Source organism: Leptothoe sp. ISB3NOV94-8A (assembly GCF_043421595.1).
Lineage (GTDB): Bacteria > Cyanobacteriota > Cyanobacteriia > Phormidesmidales > Phormidesmidaceae > Leptothoe > Leptothoe turfae.
Genome location: NZ_JAXSQW010000001.1, coordinates 6,842,557 through 6,859,632, shown reverse-complemented (window position 1 = coordinate 6,859,632; position 17,076 = coordinate 6,842,557). Strand labels below are relative to the sequence as shown.

The window sequence follows — 17,076 nt, the reverse complement described above, 5'->3', positions numbered from 1 at the left end:
CCTAAACCTCCCGCAGACCCAAGCCAAGAACCGTAGCCAACCCAGGACGCTGAGCCTCAGAAATCTCATCGCCCACTTCTAGCGATAGAGCCTCAATGGGGTCAATGGGGCTAGCTGGCAAACTCAAACGTTGAGCAAAGAACTCATCCAATTGACCGATGGCGCTACCAGGTCCAGCCAATAACAATTGAGCAACTTCCATGTCTTCACCTTGATTGAGATAGAAGTCAATGGAACGACGTAGTTCATCAGAGAGTTCGCCCAATACTCTTAACATGGCAGCTGTACCGGGATTAGTCCCTCCTGCCATTTGGGGAGCCCCCATACTATCCATGGGTGTAGCCGGTACCGTCATACCCTGAAGTAGCTCTGTATTTCGCGTTGGTGGGAGGTTCATAGCACGGCTGAGAGCGCTTTGAATCTGGAACGTACCAATGGGGACTGTTCGCGAAAAATGGGGAATACCATCGACAACAATCGAAATTTCTGTGCTTTCAAACTGAATATCAACGATAGCCGCAGCCTCTTGGGGAGTAAATTGTCGCAGTTGCTCACGAATAGTACGAATTAGAGCAAAACTACTCGTTTCAACGACATCAAGATTGAGCCCAGCCTGCTGGAAGGTTTCCATGTAGGTGTCGGTCACCTCTTTCTTAACCGCCACCAGCAATACTTGCACTTTTTCGATGCCATCCTCATCGACAAAAAAGCCTAGTTTCTGATAGTCAACATCAGCTTCTTCTCGCGGGAAAGGCAGATAGAGACTTGCCTCTTGATTAAGGACCATCTCGCGGAGTTCATTGTCGTCTAACTCAGCTGGCACTGGAATCACCCGTGTGATTGCTCGTCCAGGAACAGCCGTTGTCGCCCGTTTCACCCTCAGCTTGCTTTCCGTTAAAGCAGTCCGAATGGCTTCAGCCATAGCTGCCATATCGATAATTTGCCCCTCTTCAAAAATGCCCTCGGGAATCTCAGCGGAGGCAAGAGTTTCTAACTTTATCTTTTGCCCCTGCTTGCGCAGGCGAGCAATATTGACCCGTTCGGGCGTAAGTTCAACACCAACGCCAGGGGATTTCCTCGAAAATAGTGACTTTAAACTATTCACAGCATTATCCGGTCACAAAATTATCCGGTTATGGAAAGCAATTTGAACTAGTAGGCGACGCCTAAAAATTTGAGTCAGATAGAGCCCAAACTTTTGGTCTGATTTTTTGCTAACGCATCGTACACAATTTGTGCAGGAATAGCCAGCAATCGCCAAAAGATACAGAGTTTGGTGTCAATACTGCCCTAAAAAACTCACAAAACGTACTTTTTTATTTGAGATTTTTCCCGTCATAGATGAGGAGAAAAAACCGCTTTACCATTGATGCCTCCATGATTAAACGTTTTAGCTTGGGCAGCCTTCACGCCCCCTGAAAACATTTCATTGCAGATTGTTAATCACATTGAATGTTTCATCAGTCCAGCATTTAAGTTTGAACATCGGCAGCTTATCACCCCCTAATCAGAACAACAGACAGATGCTCTGGGAAAGAAGGTGATTTTTTACGAGCGATATTACACGCAATTGGCTAAATTGATCACACGATTTCTAAAAAAAAGTTGGATTTTTATCAAACAACCATGGCAAAAGTGGCAATTCACCCTGAAGATGATGTCTGGGGAACTCCTCTATCCGGTAGCGGACACCGTCTGCTGTTATTGGGTTCCGGAGAACTGGGGCGCGAGGTGGCTCTAGAAGCAATGCGTTTGGGCATTGAGGTGATTGCAGTGGATGCCTATGCCAACGCTCCTGCTATGCAGGTGGCCCATCGTAGCCATGTCCTCAGCATGCTAGACGGCAAGGCGCTCAAACATGTGGTGGCACAAGAACAGCCAACATTGATTGTGCCGGAAGTCGAAGCGCTTGCAACGGAAACACTACTTGAGCTAGAGGCAGAGGGCTGGAAAGTTATTCCCACAGCTCTGGCAACGCGTCTGACCATGGACCGTGAGGGAATTCGGCGATTAGCAGCTGAGGAATTGGCGTTACCCACATCGCCCTATCAGTTTGCAGCAACGGCATCGGACTATCGAGATGCGATCGCAACCATTGGACTGCCCTGCGTCGTCAAACCCGTCATGAGTTCCTCAGGGAAGGGACAGAGTCTTGTCAAAACGGATGCCGATATTGACAGCGCCTGGACCTATGCCTTTGAAGCCGGACGCGGCAAAGACCAGCGAGTAATTGTGGAAGGTTTTGTAAAGTTTGACACCGAAATCACACTACTGACGATTCGGTCCCAGCCCGACCTCCCCCATGCTGAACCCACAACTCACTTTTGCCCCCCCATTGGTCATCGCCAGCAAGACGGCGACTATCGTGAATCCTGGCAACCCTGTGCCCTGAACCCCAGAACCCTCACCAAATGTCAAAACATAGCTAAAGCGATTACCGATGCGCTGGGTGGTGTGGGCCTGTTTGGTGTGGAATTGTTCATTGCCGGTTCCCCTAACGAAGAACAGACCGTTTACTTTAGCGAAGTCAGTCCCCGTCCCCACGACACCGGCATGGTCACCATGGTGAGCCAAAACATGTCCGAATTCGAGCTACATGTACGCGCAATTGCGGGCCTTCCCATTGGCGACATTGAGCAAATTCGTCCCGGTGCCTCAGCGGTGATTCTGGCCAGTGAACCTAGCAATAGCCCCACGTTTGCCGGGGTAGCGGAGGCACTCACAGTACCCTCCAGTAAGCTCCGGCTGTTTGGAAAACCTCGCGCTTACAAGAACCGTCGCATGGGAGTGGCTTTAGCCCTAGGCGATACGGTGGAGGAAGCCCGCAGCCGTGCCTGTGAATGTGCAGAGCGGGTGAGGGTCCATTAGGTGACTGCATGCAACTTTGCTCAGCCACCCATGGCTAAGGTTCACATACGCGAACTTAGAGAAAATTGACAGGGTGCTGAGCGAAGTCGAACCACCACTTAAGACCGTCTTGGTCTAAAGTGTCTGAACACCTCCCTAAAAAATTTCTGTCGTTGCGGATCCTTGGCATGGCGTTGTCCCTCAAGCCGTTATCTGCGGACCATTGGGTTGATCTGTTCGTACCTTAAAGGCGCAACAATAAATTTCCTTGATAAACAGAAAACCATCATGAAACTGTTTCAACGTCGGCACTTTTTAGCACGCATGGCATCGTGGGCCGCTGCTGGGGTCTTAGTTGCGATCGCAGGCTGTGGTGGAGGTAACGAACAGTCTGGCAAACAGGAGGTGGAATTTTGGACGATGCAGCTTCAGCCCAAATTCACCGACTATTTTGACCAGTTAATTGCCGATTTTGAAACAGCCAATCCAGACGTAGATGTGGTTTGGATAGATGTGCCCTGGGCTGACATGCAGAGCAAAATATTGACTGCAGTTTCTGCTGGAACAGCCCCCGATGTCGTCAATCTCAACCCTGACTTTGCATCTCAGTTAGCCAGTCGAAATGCTTGGCTCCCCTTGGATGAGCAGCTCACGTCTGAGGAACAAGCTGTTTATCTGCCTAAGATTTGGAAAGCAACAACGCTCAACGGCAGCAGCTTTGGATTTCCCTGGTATTTAACAACTCGGGTCACCCTTTTCAACACTGACCTGATGGAACAAGCGGGCATTGACGAGCCCCCCAGCACCTATGCAGAACTGGCGGATGCCGCTAAACAAATCAAAGAGACAACGGGCAAATATGCCTTTTTTATTAGCTTTGTGGCTGAAGATGCTGCTGATGTTTTGCAGTCGTTTATCCAAATGGGTGTCCCCTTGGTAGATGACGCCGGTAATGCCGCCTTCAATACACCTGAGGGTAAAGCCGTTTTTCAGTATTGGACCGATCTCTATCAGCAGGATTTGTTGCCCCGCGAAGTGTTGACCCAGGGCCATCGCCGCGCTATCGAGCTATATCAAGCAGGGGAAACCGTCTTTTTAGCCTCGGGTGCAGAAGCCTTAGACAATATTGCCAATAACGCGCCCGACATTGCCGCTGCCACTCAGACTGCGCCCCAAATCACTGGCACCACTGGCAAGAAAAACGTGGCCGCTATGAACCTGGTGGTCCCTCGCTCCACCGATGTGCCTGAGGCAGCGGTAAAGTTTGCCATGTATGTCACCAACAATGACAATCAGCTATCTTTTGCCCAGGCGGCCAATGTACTGCCATCGACAGCCGCGGCTATTGATGGCACCTTGACGCAAGCCCCTGCCGATGCTACCCCCATAGAAGTAGCGAGGGCCGTCAGTGCCAGCCAGTTAGCAGATGCTGAGGTGCTGATCCCAGCCCTTGAAGATGCGAAAAAGTTGCAGAAGGTCATTTATGACAACCTACAGGCTGCCATGCTAGGCGACAAAACCGTAGATGAGGCCGTTTCAGATGCAGCGGACGAATGGAATAACCGATAGATACTCCCCGGAGGAGGGTGGGCAATGCCCATCCTCCTATGCCATCCCAGTACAAAACCGGGCAAGAAAATCACCAATTAAATACAAAGAACCACACAAAACCTTGGTCGCACCATCTGCTGCTGAAAATGCATCCAGCCCAGTAGCTAAGGTGTCGTGGGTATAACAACCGGACAGCTCTGGACAAACTTCTTGAGCTAATTTTGCTAAATCTGTTGGATCCGCTGTTTGGTGACCTGGTACAGGCACTATATATAGTGTGTCACCTGGGTGCAACAACACTTCAAAAATATCCTTATGATCCTTAGTAGACAGCATTCCCATCAGCCAGACAACAGGCTGGGAAAGAGAATCTACATAATGACGCAACATTGCGGCCGCTGCTGGATTATGGGCACCGTCAATTAAAAGTTGTTGTCCCTGCCAGGTCATCCATTGCAAACGTCCCGGCCAACGAGTTGCAGCCATGCCTGTCTGGATGGCTGTGGTAGGGATCTGCCAGCCTTGCTGTTGGAGTAGCTGGAGAATTGCGATCGCAATTCCACTATTCACACGCTGATGATCACCCAACAGCCCTGACTGATAGTCAATCGACTGACCTAAGCCACTACGCCACTGTCCTGATGCCATTAATTCAGCAGGCGCTACCTCGTACAGGGGGCAACCCAGTTCCAACGCTCGCTGGCGGACAACGGCATCAGCCTCAGAAGGCAGAGGCCCCATCACGACTGGCCGCCCCTGCTTAAGGATACCAGCCTTCTCTCTGGCGATATCAGCCAGGGTAGGGCCCAGCCGCTGCCAATGCTCACGACTAAGAGAAACAACAGACGTTACCAGAGGCTCAGAGCACACATTAGTAGCATCCAAGCGCCCTCCCAAACCCACTTCAATCACAGCAATATCCACGGCCTCAGCCGCAAAATAGGACCAGGCCGCCGCTGTAAAAACCTCAAATTGAGTCGGTGTTTCTGATGTCGGTGTGGAAAAATTTGCATCAATGGTCGCAGCGACCACATGCAAATGGTGCTCCAACGCCTGATCAGTAATCGGCTGCTGATTGATACAAATACGCTCGTTCCAGGTCAACAAATGGGGCGATGTATAGCGGCCTACTCGATAACCAGCCTCAGCCAGCACCGATGCCACATAGGCGCAGACTGAACCTTTGCCATTGGTACCGGCCACATGAACGATAGGCACCCGCTCCTGAGGGTTATCCAGACATTCTAAAAGCACCTCAATACGGGATAGCCCAAGGTTGACACCAAAGCGACCAAAGCTCGCCAGGAAATCGTCAATTGACAGCTTGTCAGAGAACACTAAACAGCTTCCGAATCTTTCTCGCCAGTACGAATACGAACGACTTCATTCACAGGCGTAACAAAAATTTTGCCATCACCGATTTCACCAGTACGAGCAGCCGAAATAACCTGATCAACAATGGCATCCACCTGATCATCATCAACCACAATTTCCACCTTGAGCTTTTGCAAAAACTCAACGGTATATTCTGAGCCCCGATAACGCTCAGTTTGACCTTTCTGACGACCAAACCCACGAACTTCAGACACTGTCATCCCGACAACGCCTGCATTTACAAGTGCAATTTTGACTTCGTCAAGTTTAAACGGGCGAATGATGGCTTCTATTTTTTTCATACGAATTTATAAACTCCATACACCGGCCCAACAACAGAATTGGACCAACATACGATATCAACGTTTAAAGGGTCACACTGGTAAACTACCGTATCAATTGTTACGGTGTCACCTATATGCTGCGTAGTCAATTTTAGAGTAGAACCTGGGCTAAGCGATGTTTTTGACTAACGGTCATTAATCAACGGACGCATAATCAAAAAGCCTGCTCCAAACGCTGTGAAAATAATGATGGCAATGGAGAGAATTAGCCAAAGGGTACTCAAACTACCGCTAGCTGACGATTCAAGAGTATAACGACGATTTTCCCCAGCCTGTTCTGTAAAAACTTTAGATAGGGCCGCCTTAGGTCTTTTAAGAGGTTTAGGCGCAGGTTCTGGAACTGATTGTAAGGGCTGTGGCGCAGCCTGAACAGGAAACTCTGCCGGTGGAGGCGAGGAGAAGGTCATCTCCACTTCAGCAGGATGAGCAACACCCGCAGAATGCCCCAGTTGAAGAGCCACCTGTACCATCTGATGAATGTTCTGCCGCAACAGATGATTCTGGTTCGTAAGGTGTGTGTTTTGGGCGCTCAATGAATCTACCATTGCCTTAGTGGCCTGTAGCTCAGCTGCCAGCTCACGGTATACCGACACGGGTACTGAAGGGGCATAGCTGGAGTCTGATCTCATCGGTTTTCTCCCTGAGTCAGAATTGTGGGAAGGATTCATAAGCAGTTCCAAAAATCTCCGATAAAAATACAAGTCAGCTGCTCTATGCGGTTTGCCAAATAAAGTCTTGCAAGCTGCAAATCTAAAAACAGGTGGGAAGCTGACCGTTCGGGACGTTCAAATTAGAGCAACGTCGACGTCATTCGTCAAGTACTTGCTCTAAGTTCTTTGAAATAGTCAGACAAGGCAGACAGGGATAAACTGATCAATCCACCTATGTAATCCTTGGAATGAAGCACACCTGTTAGCGGTCAATCAACGCCCCTGGAAACGGTTTATCCATTACCAACTTCATTGCTCGTCTAGTTGTACCCTGCTTCTTCAAAACCATCAACTCTTTTTCAGAACTTTCACAGCCATGACTGACACCACCTTTCCTAAAGCTACCCCTCCAGCAGAAATCAAATATGGCGAACGGGCAATTGAGGAAAACCATCTGATCACGTTCCCTAATCCGCGACCTGGCCGACAATATGACGTTAATATCACGCTGCCGGAATTCACCTGCAAATGTCCATTCTCAGGCTATCCGGACTTCGCAACCATCTATATCACCTACACGCCCAATGAAAAGGTAGTAGAACTAAAAGCCATAAAGCTTTACATCAATGGTTATCGCGATCGCTACATCTCTCACGAAGAGTCTATTAACCAGATCATGGATGACTTTATAGCTGCCGCCGATCCATTGAAGTTCAAGATCAAGGGGGATTTTCAACCCCGTGGCAACGTACACACCACGGTTGAAATTGGCTACGAAAAACCGATAACGGTTTAGGCCAAAATTTCGTGTAGCGGCATTCCATGGAACGCCGCTACACGAAATTTTCAATTCACGTCCCCTGCCATTGATCTAAAACCTAGATCCTGGCCGCTTGAGAAAATCTAACTCAGCCTCGGTATTCGGTCGGTCTAGGGTCTGATTACGATGGGGAAATCGCCCAAACTGAGCGATGACATCTCGGTGACGTCGGGCATAATCCAAACCATGGGCAAGGTCCGGCGCATCGAGAATCAAGGCCTCAAAGTAATCAACACAGCGATGCTGATGGTCCAAGTTCTCACTATGTTCAAAGGGCAAATAGAGGAAAAAACGCTCTACGGGCAGCATGGCTGCATCATACCCCCGGTCAATGGCCATTTCAGCAGTCGCTAAAGCCTCAGGGTCAGCTGCAAAACTCTGGGGCGTATCTCGAAACATATTGCGGGCAAACTGATCCAACACAATGATTCGGGCTAGGCTTGATTTAGCCATTTTCAACCAAGGTTCGGATGGTGACGCTACCATGGCCCAATATAGGTCTAGAAACTGCGTTTTGATCTGCTTATCGAAGTCAGGATCTTTACGAAACCACTGCTTGCGATACTCACCCACTGGTGAGCCAAACCAAAAGTCTAAGACTGCTTGGGTATCGCTGTTGACTGAGTCCATCAATCTCTAGATAGGTAACACTCGGGGGAAATCGATCATGTCGTCCATCTTTTCACTCATCTTCGCTGTGGTGCTGGTGGTGGCAGTTTTTTGTTGGTTGACAGGATATCGATTGCCCATCCGATTTACCGCACCGTCTTTACCCACCGGCCCATCTAGCGTTCCTAGGGCAACACGCCAGCGATTGATGCGACTCGTTAATGGTAACCAGGCAGTGGCAGCTCGACTAGTGCAGCGGGTGCGATCGCAAAATCCTGAACGCTCAGAACAATGGTGTTGGGAAAAAGCAATTTACGATATTGAACGCGATCGCAGAGCATAAATCTCCTTGCCTCGCTTACTAACACCTCACAATCTCTTGATTTAATACCCAGATATTTAAAGTTAACGTGGTGGTTACCATCAACATAGGTGGCGACCAACCACCATCAGCAGGTGCCAATATAACAATATATCTGCCAGACTAGGCCCAAGTGGGCAGCCTAGTACATAAAGGTACCTTTAAACTCACTGATTAAGCAGTCAGTCATAGCTAAACTTAGCTAACTGTCATACTGAGCCCATTAAAGTACCTCATCTTAAGCTTTCATAGTTTGAAAGTCTGCTCATTCGACGGCTCCTCTGGAACCCTAGCAGTCCTATCAACTATGAATGCATTCCTCAATTACCAAATATTTGGTTATTAGGGCTATCTACTAGCAATTTTTTTTATAGAGTAAGGAAGCTGACAATATGACGCAGACTAAGCGTGCGCTAATTACTGGAATTACAGGCCAGGATGGATCTTATCTTGCAGAACTTCTATTAGAAAAAGGCTATGAGGTACACGGCATTATTCGTCGCACCTCCACCTTCAATACAGACCGTATTGACCATATCTATATCGATCCTCACAGTGATGATGCCCGTCTATTTCTCCACTATGGAGACCTCAATGACGGCACCATGTTACGGCGCATCTTAGAGCAAGTTCAGCCTAACGAAGTCTATAACCTCGGCGCTCAATCTCACGTGCGGGTGAGTTTTGATTCCCCAGAGTATACCGTTGATACAGTCGCCATGGGTGCTCTGCGTTTGATGGAAGCCATTCGCGACTATCAGCAGCGTACTGATTCAGAAGTACGTTTTTACCAAGCAGGCTCTTCTGAGATGTTCGGTAAAGTTCAGGACATTCCCCAGAAGGAAACTACGCCCTTCTATCCTCGCAGCCCCTATGCTTGTGCCAAGGTTTATGCCCACTGGCAAACCGTTAACTACCGTGAGTCATACAACATGTTTGCCTGCAATGGCATCCTGTTCAACCATGAGTCACCTCGCCGTGGCGAGACATTTGTCACTCGCAAAATAACCCGCGCCGTGGCTCGGATTGTCGCGGGTCGTCAAAAGGAGCTTTACCTTGGCAACCTAGACTCCAAGCGAGATTGGGGTTATGCCAAGGATTATGTTCGCGCCATGTGGCTGATGCTGCAGCAAGATGAGCCTGGAGACTATGTTGTAGCAACTGGTGAAACTCACACCATTAAAGAGTTTCTAGATATCGCATTCAACTATGTCAACCTTGACTGGCATGATTACGTTAAGTTCGACCCTCGCTATCTGCGTCCTGCTGAGGTCGATATTTTAATCGGTGATCCTACCCACACTCAGGAAACGCTAGGTTGGCAGCCTTCTATTGACTTCTCAGGCCTAGTCAAGCTGATGGTGGATGCTGACCTGGAAGCCATCGGTCTAGACCCCGTCAGCAAGCAATCTGATGCCGCTACGGTACGTGCTGCTATTGCCGGTGTGATGTCCTAGGTTTCACTCTATGAACGCTCCTTTTAGAATCTGTTTTCTATGGGGGCGTTCTATTAATATAGGAAAGACCTTGTTTGGAGTGTGGTCTATGCTCCAAGCGCAAACTAACAGAACAGACAAAAAGCATGGCAGACGAGTCGACTCCTAAGGCCCCTGCGGCAAATTCCGCTGACAAAGCGCCAGCTAAGGCCCCTGCAAAAGCTAAGAAAGCAAAGCCACCTAAGTTAGAAGACAAACCGTTTGCTGAATTCATCGAGCAGCATTTTGTACCTGCTGTTAGGACGGCCCTCGAAAAAGAAGAGGGGCTTAACGATTTACAGCTTTCTTTTGAGAATCAGCCCATTAACGTAATCGGTGTGGATAAAGATAGCTATCCCCAGGTTATTGGTTGCTGGGCTAAAGGTGCACGTCAGTTCAATATCACCTTCCTAGAGGAAAGCATTACAGGTCCTAAGATTTATTCCTTTGCGACGAATGGTGCGACACCCAGCACCATCGAGCAGTTTATGGGCGATGAGCGCCGAGTTACGCTGGACCTCATGGTGTTGTATGTGCTGCAACGCATTAGGGGCCAAAAGTGGTTAAAGGGCAATTAGCCAATTTATTGGCATATCCCGGCTATAAGACCGGAGGGTGGGTAGTACCCACCCTCCGGTTTGTTCATTGGGGGCTAATGCAAGAAATGCCGCGTCCCGGTCAACGCCATAATCACCCCTAGTTCGTTAGCTGCTTTAATCGAATCCTCATCACGAATACTGCCCCCTGGCTGCACAATTGCCTTAATGCCAGCAGCAGCAGCCGTTCGCACCGAGTCATCAAAGGGGAAAAATCCATCACTGGCCAATGTCGCGCCTTCAGCTTTTTCCGCAGCCTGCTCTAGGGCAATTTTGGCAGCACCTACACGGTTCATTTGCCCCGCCCCAATACCGACAGTAGTGCTTTCATTGGTCACTACAATGGCATTGGATTTCACGTGTTTAGCCACACGCCAAGCAAATAGCAGTTCTGTGAGTTCAGCTTCGCTGGGCTGACGCTCAGTCACGATTTTCCACTGGGTCACATCTTGCTGGACGTCGTCAGAGGTTTGGATTAAAAAGCCACCTGCGATCGCACGAATCGTTTGACTAGGACCGCTCAATAAATCTGGCAGCACCAACACCCGCAGGTTCTTCTTCTTCGCAAGGATTTCTTGAGCTGCTGGCACACAACCGGGGGCCACCACACATTCTAGAAACGTCTGGGTCAGCGACTCAGCCGTCTCCACATCAATTTCCTGATTGAGGGCAACGATGCCACCAAAGGCAGACACATTATCAGCTTCAAAAGCACGTCTATAGGTAGACGCCATAGACTCACCGATAGCGACACCACAAGGGTTAGTATGCTTGAGTACAGCCGCCGCAGGACCATTTTCACTAGGGAATTCCGCAATGATGCGACGGGCAGCTTCAAGGTCCACCAGATTGTTGTAGCTGAGATCTTTACCCTGGAGTTTTTCGGCAGCGGCCCAACCACTAGGTTGGTTGCCGGTTTGATACCACACAGCAGGTTGGTGGGGGTTTTCGCCATAGCGGAGGGGTTGCTTTTGAGTGCCGCTGAGGGCAAAACGCTCACTGGTGGCATCGCCAGCTTGCTCGGTTAGGTACGTGGCAATAGCCTGATCATAGGTAGCCGTATGCCAAAAGACTTGACGGGCGCATTGGGCACGGAATTCTAAAGAAGGTTGACCGTTATGAATTCTTAGTTCGTTGAGATAACCTTCATACTGACCAGGGTTGCAGAGAACAGTCAGGTAAGCGTGGTTTTTTGCCGCCGAGCGCAGCATGGTGGGGCCACCGATGTCGATGTTTTCAATGGCATCTGTCAGATTAGCGTCGGGCTTAGCAATGGTCTGCTCAAAGGGATACAGGTTGACAACCACTAGATCGATCGGACGAATATCGTTATCGGCCAGATCTTTTTGGTCATCAGGATTATCGGTACGCGCTAGCAAACCACCGTGGATGCGAGGTTGAAGAGTTTTAACGCGTCCACCAAGGATTTCAGGAAAGCCAGTGTAGTCGGATACTTTGGTGACGGGGATGCCTGCTTCGGTGAGGGTGCGAGCAGTACCACCGCTGCTAATGATATCAAAATCGAACTCTGTGGTGAGGACCTTGGCTAGATCAACAATTCCTGTTTTGTCAGATGCACTGAGCAGCGCTAAGCGTGTCATGGGATTTTCTATCTTCTCGGGGTGATCACCCCTACTAGGGTAGAACGCAAGGGTGCATTTTTCCGCCCCCAAAATCCCAGCTATGATGAATAAGCCTTAGTAGGAGTATGACCTTTGTGCCTACTCCATTCTGAACAGATCGCTATGCAACACTTCATCTAATTCAGCGTCAGCCAGCCAAACACATCAAGCGCCGTTAAGGATAAGTCAAGCCCTTCCAAAACCGGTAGATCTGCTTTATTGGTCAAAATCCGGATTCGTTGCTCCTTATCAACTACCAACACACTGTCTTCCCCTGGATCAAGTAACCAACCCAACTCACTTCCATGCTCAATACAGTGCAATAAATTACTGAGCACCTGGGTTTGACTCTGATCCGGCGACAAAATTTCAATGGACCAGTCCGGCGAAATTAGAAATCGATTGGCAATCCGCCCAGTTTCGGTCAGGAGAATGCGGCCCCAACGAAATACTGAAATATCGGGCACAATGGAACGCCCGCCAAACGTGCAGCGTAATTCTGGAAATGCAGCTGCCCGCTTGGTTGACCTTGCCACTTGGTTAATCGTTTCACAAAGCGTACTTTGCAACAGACTATGCTCACCCTGGGGCATCGGTTTCTGTAAGATACGGCCCTGAACAAATTCGGATGCAGGCTTAGTTTCTGGCAGTTCCAGAAAGGCTTTAAGCGTAAGTGGTTGAGTTGCAACAGTCATACGACTCAAATTTTGTAATCCAATCCTTCTCTGAACTGTAACAAATAGGATGAGCTTTCATATCTATTGACTGAATCCTTGCTCTTAACCAAAATCCCTAATTGGGGGAAGATGCTGAAACTGCATACAAAGCACTACTACCTGCCCCCTTCGACTTCGCGAAGGGGGCGCTTAAGATAGCTAGAAAAAACGTTGACTATCCAACTTAATCGTCGTCGTCGTCATCATCGTCATCGTCGTCATCGTCATCGTCGTCGTCATCATTGCATCGACGACATTCGCCATGATCATCCGAACGATTATCGATGACCGTAGTCGACGACCCGACAATTTGAGTAATTTCAGTAACCGTTGTGGTCACAATGCTCGTATAGCTGCGCGTGTAGGAAAACGTTTCCCGAATATCTCGACCGCCACCAACCAGGTCATAGCGAATACTGGCGACACAGTTAATTTCCACATCCTCCAGCCTGAGGTCATCCCCCAGTTCTGCCCGCAGCTCTCGTTCCAACTGAGTCAGGGAAATCACCTCAGATTTCAGAATATATCTACCACCAGCCGCCTCAATTAAACGGGCTCCACTGTTGGTATGAATCTCCTGCCAGCGGCCACCACGGGTTCTAGCAAACACCTGATAAACCACATTGGCATAGGTCGTTTGCGGCTTATTCAGGATCTCCAACTGCAGGACTAAATTACGGCTCTGCTGGGTGCTGCCCGTCTGACGAGCCACATGTAATACCGACTCCCAAACACGACGCGTAACCTGGCTTTGAATTTCTGAACGTCTACGGGTTGAACGACTGCTGTTGGTCTCCGTACGAGACCTTGAGCTACGCCGACGGCGTTGAGCGCGACTATCGCCATCATCATCATCGTCATCACGACTTTCGTGGCCATCGTCATCGTCATCATCGTCGTCATTACTACTTGATGTTAGGATGGCTGGCCGGTTAGAAGTGCGGCCAGAGACTGCAGTTTCTGTGGATTCAGTGCGGCTGGCTGTGACAGTACTTGATGTGGAGGTACGGACAATGGCTGTTGTCGTAGTTGTACTGATTTCTCTGTAGCTTTGTCGATAAGTAATCTTTTCGCGCAAGTCACGACCACCACCGACTAAGTCGTAGCGAATGCTAACGACACAGTCCAGCTCTACGTCTTCGATACTTAGATTCTCACCCAGTTCATCCCGAATTTCCTCTTCTAGTTCGGCAATGGAAATGACTTCCGATTCCAGGATGAACTTACCGTCGCTACCGGGAAGTAACCGTGCACCGCGATTAGTATGAATTTCTTGCCATTCACTACTACCACGGGTTCTAGCAAAAACTTGATACACCGCATTGGCATAGGTGGTCTGGGGTTTATTGAGCACCTCTAACTGCAACACCAGATTTGTACTCCGCTGGTTACGCTCCACCAGTCGGGCCACATGCAACACAGAATTCCAATTCTGAGCTCGACTTACTTGCTTTTGCGAGATCGGTGACGGGGCTGCAGATACTACATTCCCACGGGTTGGTGATTGCTGAGCCTGCCAAACCAAGGAAACCAACGCGGCTGGCAAAGCAGCCTTAAAGAACACACTTCGGAAAAAGGAATACTGCATAGCATTTCGTGATGACGCTGGTAGCCCATGGAGCTACCAAAGGGGCATCCATAGCTTCAGGCGTAGCTGACTTGAGGGATTTATGGAGTATTGATGAAATTTATGTGGTCAAGTGAGCTTACCCCAACGTCCTCATATATGCTTTTATGGGGTTTCCATTGCTATTCAAGCCTCGGTTACAATTTTTTAGTTCTTGTCATTGACGGTAATACGCAAGGCCTTTGGTATTTACTATTTCTAGACATAGAACAGAGATTGAAAGGTCTATGGCGGGTCTAAGGTAGAATCCGTAGCGACCTTCCCACTAATCACTGTTTGCCTATGTCACTTCGTGCCCTGTCCGCTGGTGACTCTACCGCTGACTATCTTTTGATTCTTCTCCATGGCTGGGGAGCTAATGCTCAGGACGTTGCAGGCATTGCCCCTTATATGCAGCTAGATAAGTATCAAATGCTGTTCCCAGATGCTCCCCATGCTCACAAAATAGCCAATGGTATGGGAGCACCTAACGGACGGATGTGGTACGCCCTACCTGACATTTTCGACTTTGACCAGCCCTTCACCCATCAGGCAGATCTACAGCAAAGTCGGCAGTTGCTACTCGACTGGATCACCGCTTTACCGGAAAAAACCGGCATTCCATTGGGGAAAACTATCCTCGGCGGCTTTTCCCAAGGGGGAGCCATGACATTAGACATTGGCATGGGGCTGCCCGTTGCAGGAATGATGATCCTTAGCGGTTATAGCCACGGTCCCTTAGTAACGCCCATTAATCCACGCCCCATTCTGCTAGTCCATGGCCGCCAAGACCCAGTGGTTCCCATTACCCAAGCCCATCAAAACAAAGCTGAACTCGGCAACTTGTCAGTTGATGTTGACTATCACGAATTCAACATGGGGCACGAAATCAACCTACAGGTACTAGAGATGGCCAAGAATTTTTGCGAAAAACTTTGTAAAAACTAGGTGTAACATTTCAGACGCACTCCGGGACAGTGATAACGACACCGAATACACTGGAGACAGCGCCCGCCCACAGGAGCCAGCACCCATGGTTTTAAGTACAAGCAAAGTTTCTGATAAGCCCATTGCTGACGTTACTCAAGAAGAGGTCGATCAGCTGGCACAACGTCTAGAACAGGATGAATACACGACAGCCTTTGAAGGTCTGCAGGATTGGCATCGACTACGGTCAGTAGCATTCCAGCGTCCAGAGCTAGTGCGTTCTTATCTACATTTATTAGATGTAGAAACCTACGACGAAGCCTAATGACAGATGCGTCACCAACGACCAAAATTTTGGTCGGCATTAGTGGCGGCATAGCGGCCTATAAAGTTTGTGAGGTGGTGTCTACCCTGGCTAAAGTAGGGGCAGAGGTACGAGTTATTCTGACGTCCTCGGCAGAGGCGTTTGTTTCGGCTTTGACCTTTGCCACCCTCTCACGTCATAACGCTTACACCGATGATAATTTTTGGTCCGCTGACCAGGCTCGCCCCCTACATATTGAGCTAGCTGAATGGGCGGACTGTTTTTTGATTGCACCGTTAACAGCAAATACTCTGGGGAAATTGGCCCACGGCTTAGCAGACAATCTGCTAAGCAATACGGTCTTAGCATCCACATGCCCAGTGCTACTGGCTCCGGCTATGAATACGGATATGTGGCTACAGCCGTCTGTCCAGCGTAACTGGCACCAGGTTTTAACGGATGAACGTTACCATGCGGTGGGACCAGCGGCTGGCAGGTTAGCGTGCGATCGCATCGGCACCGGTCGCATGGCCACACCCCAGACCATCCTCGCTGCCCTAGAGTCTCTCAAACACACCCAAGGTCGTCGTGACCTCAAGGGCAAGCGCGTCCTCATTAGTACTGGTAGCACCCAGGAATTTATCGACGCCGTTCGCTACATTGGCAATCCATCGACTGGTCGTATGGGCATTGCTTTAGCCACTGCCGCCGTCCATCGTGGAGCACATGTATCCTTAGTACATGGCCCCATGGAAAGACATCTCCGCCAGACCATTCCAGATCCAGTGCAAACCACAGCCGTTGTTAGTGCCGCCGATATGGAAGCGGCCCTGATGGCTCAGTTAGACACTGTAGACTGGATCATCATGGCCGCAGCAGTAGCTGATATGCGCCCCCAGTTGCACGTCACTGGCAAACTTGCTAAGGCAGATTTACCTAACCCGTTACCCCTTGAACCGGTCACAGATATTGCGGCAAAACTGTCCGCTAACAAAAGAGCCGACCAAACCCTGGTGGGGTTTGCGGCTCAAACAGGCGATATTATTCAGCCTGCCCTAGGCAAGCTACAGCGTAAAGGATTGGATGCCCTTGTGGCCAACCCAGTAGATCAGCCGGAGAGTGGATTTGGCAGCGATCGCAACCATGGCATCTTCCTAGATAAATACGGCCAACAAATAACATTGGCCACCGACACCAAATTATCGATGGCCCACAAAATCTATAGCCTGCTCCGCAAGATACCTAGTGAGGCCCCATTAGACCTTTAGCGTCGA

The 17,076-nt window shown here is 49.4% G+C and carries 17 protein-coding genes; 9 read left to right on the top strand and 8 right to left on the bottom strand.

From position 1 onward, the window contains the following. Window position 1 precedes the first annotated feature (1 nt). Window positions 2-1,105, bottom strand: coding sequence for a type IV pilus assembly protein PilM (gene pilM / locus SPB21_RS29595; RefSeq protein WP_163664855.1), 1,104 nt, complete (start codon window positions 1,103-1,105; stop codon window positions 2-4). A gap of 521 nt (window positions 1,106-1,626) precedes the next feature. Here pilM and purT point away from each other — a divergent pair. Together purT and SPB21_RS29585 are read left to right on the top strand one after the other, a co-directional pair. Next, on the top strand, window positions 1,627-2,868 hold the full coding sequence (purT, locus tag SPB21_RS29590) for a formate-dependent phosphoribosylglycinamide formyltransferase (RefSeq protein WP_163698582.1): 1,242 nt from the start codon (window positions 1,627-1,629) through the stop codon (window positions 2,866-2,868). A 267-nt stretch (window positions 2,869-3,135) separates the two neighbouring features. Then, window positions 3,136-4,416, top strand: a complete 1,281-nt coding sequence (locus SPB21_RS29585; RefSeq protein ID WP_163698583.1) for an ABC transporter substrate-binding protein — start codon at window positions 3,136-3,138, stop codon at window positions 4,414-4,416. Window positions 4,417-4,452: 36 nt separating this feature from the next. Here SPB21_RS29585 and SPB21_RS29580 read toward each other — a convergent pair whose 3' ends face one another. The 3 genes from SPB21_RS29580 to SPB21_RS29570 form a co-directional block, all read right to left on the bottom strand. Continuing rightward, the gene (locus tag SPB21_RS29580; RefSeq protein ID WP_499868525.1) at window positions 4,453-5,736 is read right to left on the bottom strand and encodes a bifunctional folylpolyglutamate synthase/dihydrofolate synthase; all 1,284 of its coding nucleotides are present in this window, start codon (window positions 5,734-5,736) and stop codon (window positions 4,453-4,455) included. Continuing rightward, a complete protein-coding gene (locus SPB21_RS29575; RefSeq protein ID WP_006517973.1) occupies window positions 5,736-6,074 on the bottom strand; it encodes a P-II family nitrogen regulator in 339 nt (112 codons plus the stop codon). Before SPB21_RS29575 ends, SPB21_RS29580 begins: the two co-directional genes overlap by 1 nt. Before the next feature lie 167 nt (window positions 6,075-6,241). Next, window positions 6,242-6,745: a hypothetical protein gene (locus tag SPB21_RS29570; protein WP_163664847.1), complete on the bottom strand. Its 504-nt coding sequence runs from the start codon at window positions 6,743-6,745 to the stop codon at window positions 6,242-6,244. 397 nt (window positions 6,746-7,142) lie between these two features. On the opposite strand from SPB21_RS29570, the gene queF reads away from it, so the two are divergent. After that, on the top strand, window positions 7,143-7,562 hold the full coding sequence (gene queF, locus SPB21_RS29565) for a preQ(1) synthase (protein WP_490794121.1): 420 nt from the start codon (window positions 7,143-7,145) through the stop codon (window positions 7,560-7,562). Between the two features lie 75 nt (window positions 7,563-7,637). On the opposite strand, the gene SPB21_RS29560 is transcribed toward queF, so the two are convergent. Beyond that, window positions 7,638-8,216 (bottom strand): DUF924 family protein, encoded by a 579-nt coding sequence (locus SPB21_RS29560; RefSeq protein WP_499868522.1) that lies wholly within the window; start codon window positions 8,214-8,216, stop codon window positions 7,638-7,640. Between the two features lie 37 nt (window positions 8,217-8,253). On the opposite strand from SPB21_RS29560, the gene SPB21_RS29555 reads away from it, so the two are divergent. From SPB21_RS29555 to SPB21_RS29545, 3 genes are all read left to right on the top strand, one after another. Continuing rightward, entirely contained in the window at window positions 8,254-8,538 is a 285-nt protein-coding gene (locus SPB21_RS29555; RefSeq protein ID WP_163664842.1) for a hypothetical protein, read from the top strand. A gap of 410 nt (window positions 8,539-8,948) precedes the next feature. Continuing rightward, window positions 8,949-10,013 (top strand): GDP-mannose 4,6-dehydratase, encoded by a 1,065-nt coding sequence (gmd, locus tag SPB21_RS29550; protein WP_163664840.1) that lies wholly within the window; start codon window positions 8,949-8,951, stop codon window positions 10,011-10,013. 125 nt (window positions 10,014-10,138) lie between these two features. Beyond that, window positions 10,139-10,609, top strand: a complete 471-nt coding sequence (locus SPB21_RS29545; protein ID WP_163664839.1) for a DUF2996 domain-containing protein — start codon at window positions 10,139-10,141, stop codon at window positions 10,607-10,609. Window positions 10,610-10,683: 74 nt separating this feature from the next. On the opposite strand, the gene purH is transcribed toward SPB21_RS29545, so the two are convergent. The 3 genes from purH to SPB21_RS29530 form a co-directional block, all read right to left on the bottom strand. Then, window positions 10,684-12,228 (bottom strand): bifunctional phosphoribosylaminoimidazolecarboxamide formyltransferase/IMP cyclohydrolase, encoded by a 1,545-nt coding sequence (gene purH, locus SPB21_RS29540; RefSeq protein WP_499868520.1) that lies wholly within the window; start codon window positions 12,226-12,228, stop codon window positions 10,684-10,686. Between the two features lie 158 nt (window positions 12,229-12,386). Next, window positions 12,387-12,944: a Uma2 family endonuclease gene (locus SPB21_RS29535; protein ID WP_163664835.1), complete on the bottom strand. Its 558-nt coding sequence runs from the start codon at window positions 12,942-12,944 to the stop codon at window positions 12,387-12,389. 205 nt (window positions 12,945-13,149) lie between these two features. Continuing rightward, a complete protein-coding gene (locus SPB21_RS29530) occupies window positions 13,150-14,553 on the bottom strand; it encodes a hypothetical protein (RefSeq protein ID WP_499868519.1) in 1,404 nt (467 codons plus the stop codon). 321 nt (window positions 14,554-14,874) lie between these two features. Here SPB21_RS29530 and SPB21_RS29525 point away from each other — a divergent pair, with 321 nt between their 5' ends. From SPB21_RS29525 to coaBC, 3 genes are all read left to right on the top strand, one after another. Beyond that, a complete protein-coding gene (locus tag SPB21_RS29525; protein WP_499868517.1) occupies window positions 14,875-15,519 on the top strand; it encodes an alpha/beta hydrolase in 645 nt (214 codons plus the stop codon). Between the two features lie 85 nt (window positions 15,520-15,604). After that, on the top strand, window positions 15,605-15,823 hold the full coding sequence (gene isiD / locus SPB21_RS29520) for a protein IsiD (RefSeq protein WP_006517984.1): 219 nt from the start codon (window positions 15,605-15,607) through the stop codon (window positions 15,821-15,823). Beyond that, window positions 15,823-17,070: a bifunctional phosphopantothenoylcysteine decarboxylase/phosphopantothenate--cysteine ligase CoaBC gene (gene coaBC / locus SPB21_RS29515; protein WP_499868516.1), complete on the top strand. Its 1,248-nt coding sequence runs from the start codon at window positions 15,823-15,825 to the stop codon at window positions 17,068-17,070. The genes isiD and coaBC overlap by 1 nt, the downstream gene beginning before the upstream one ends. Window positions 17,071-17,076: the final 6 nt, after the last annotated feature.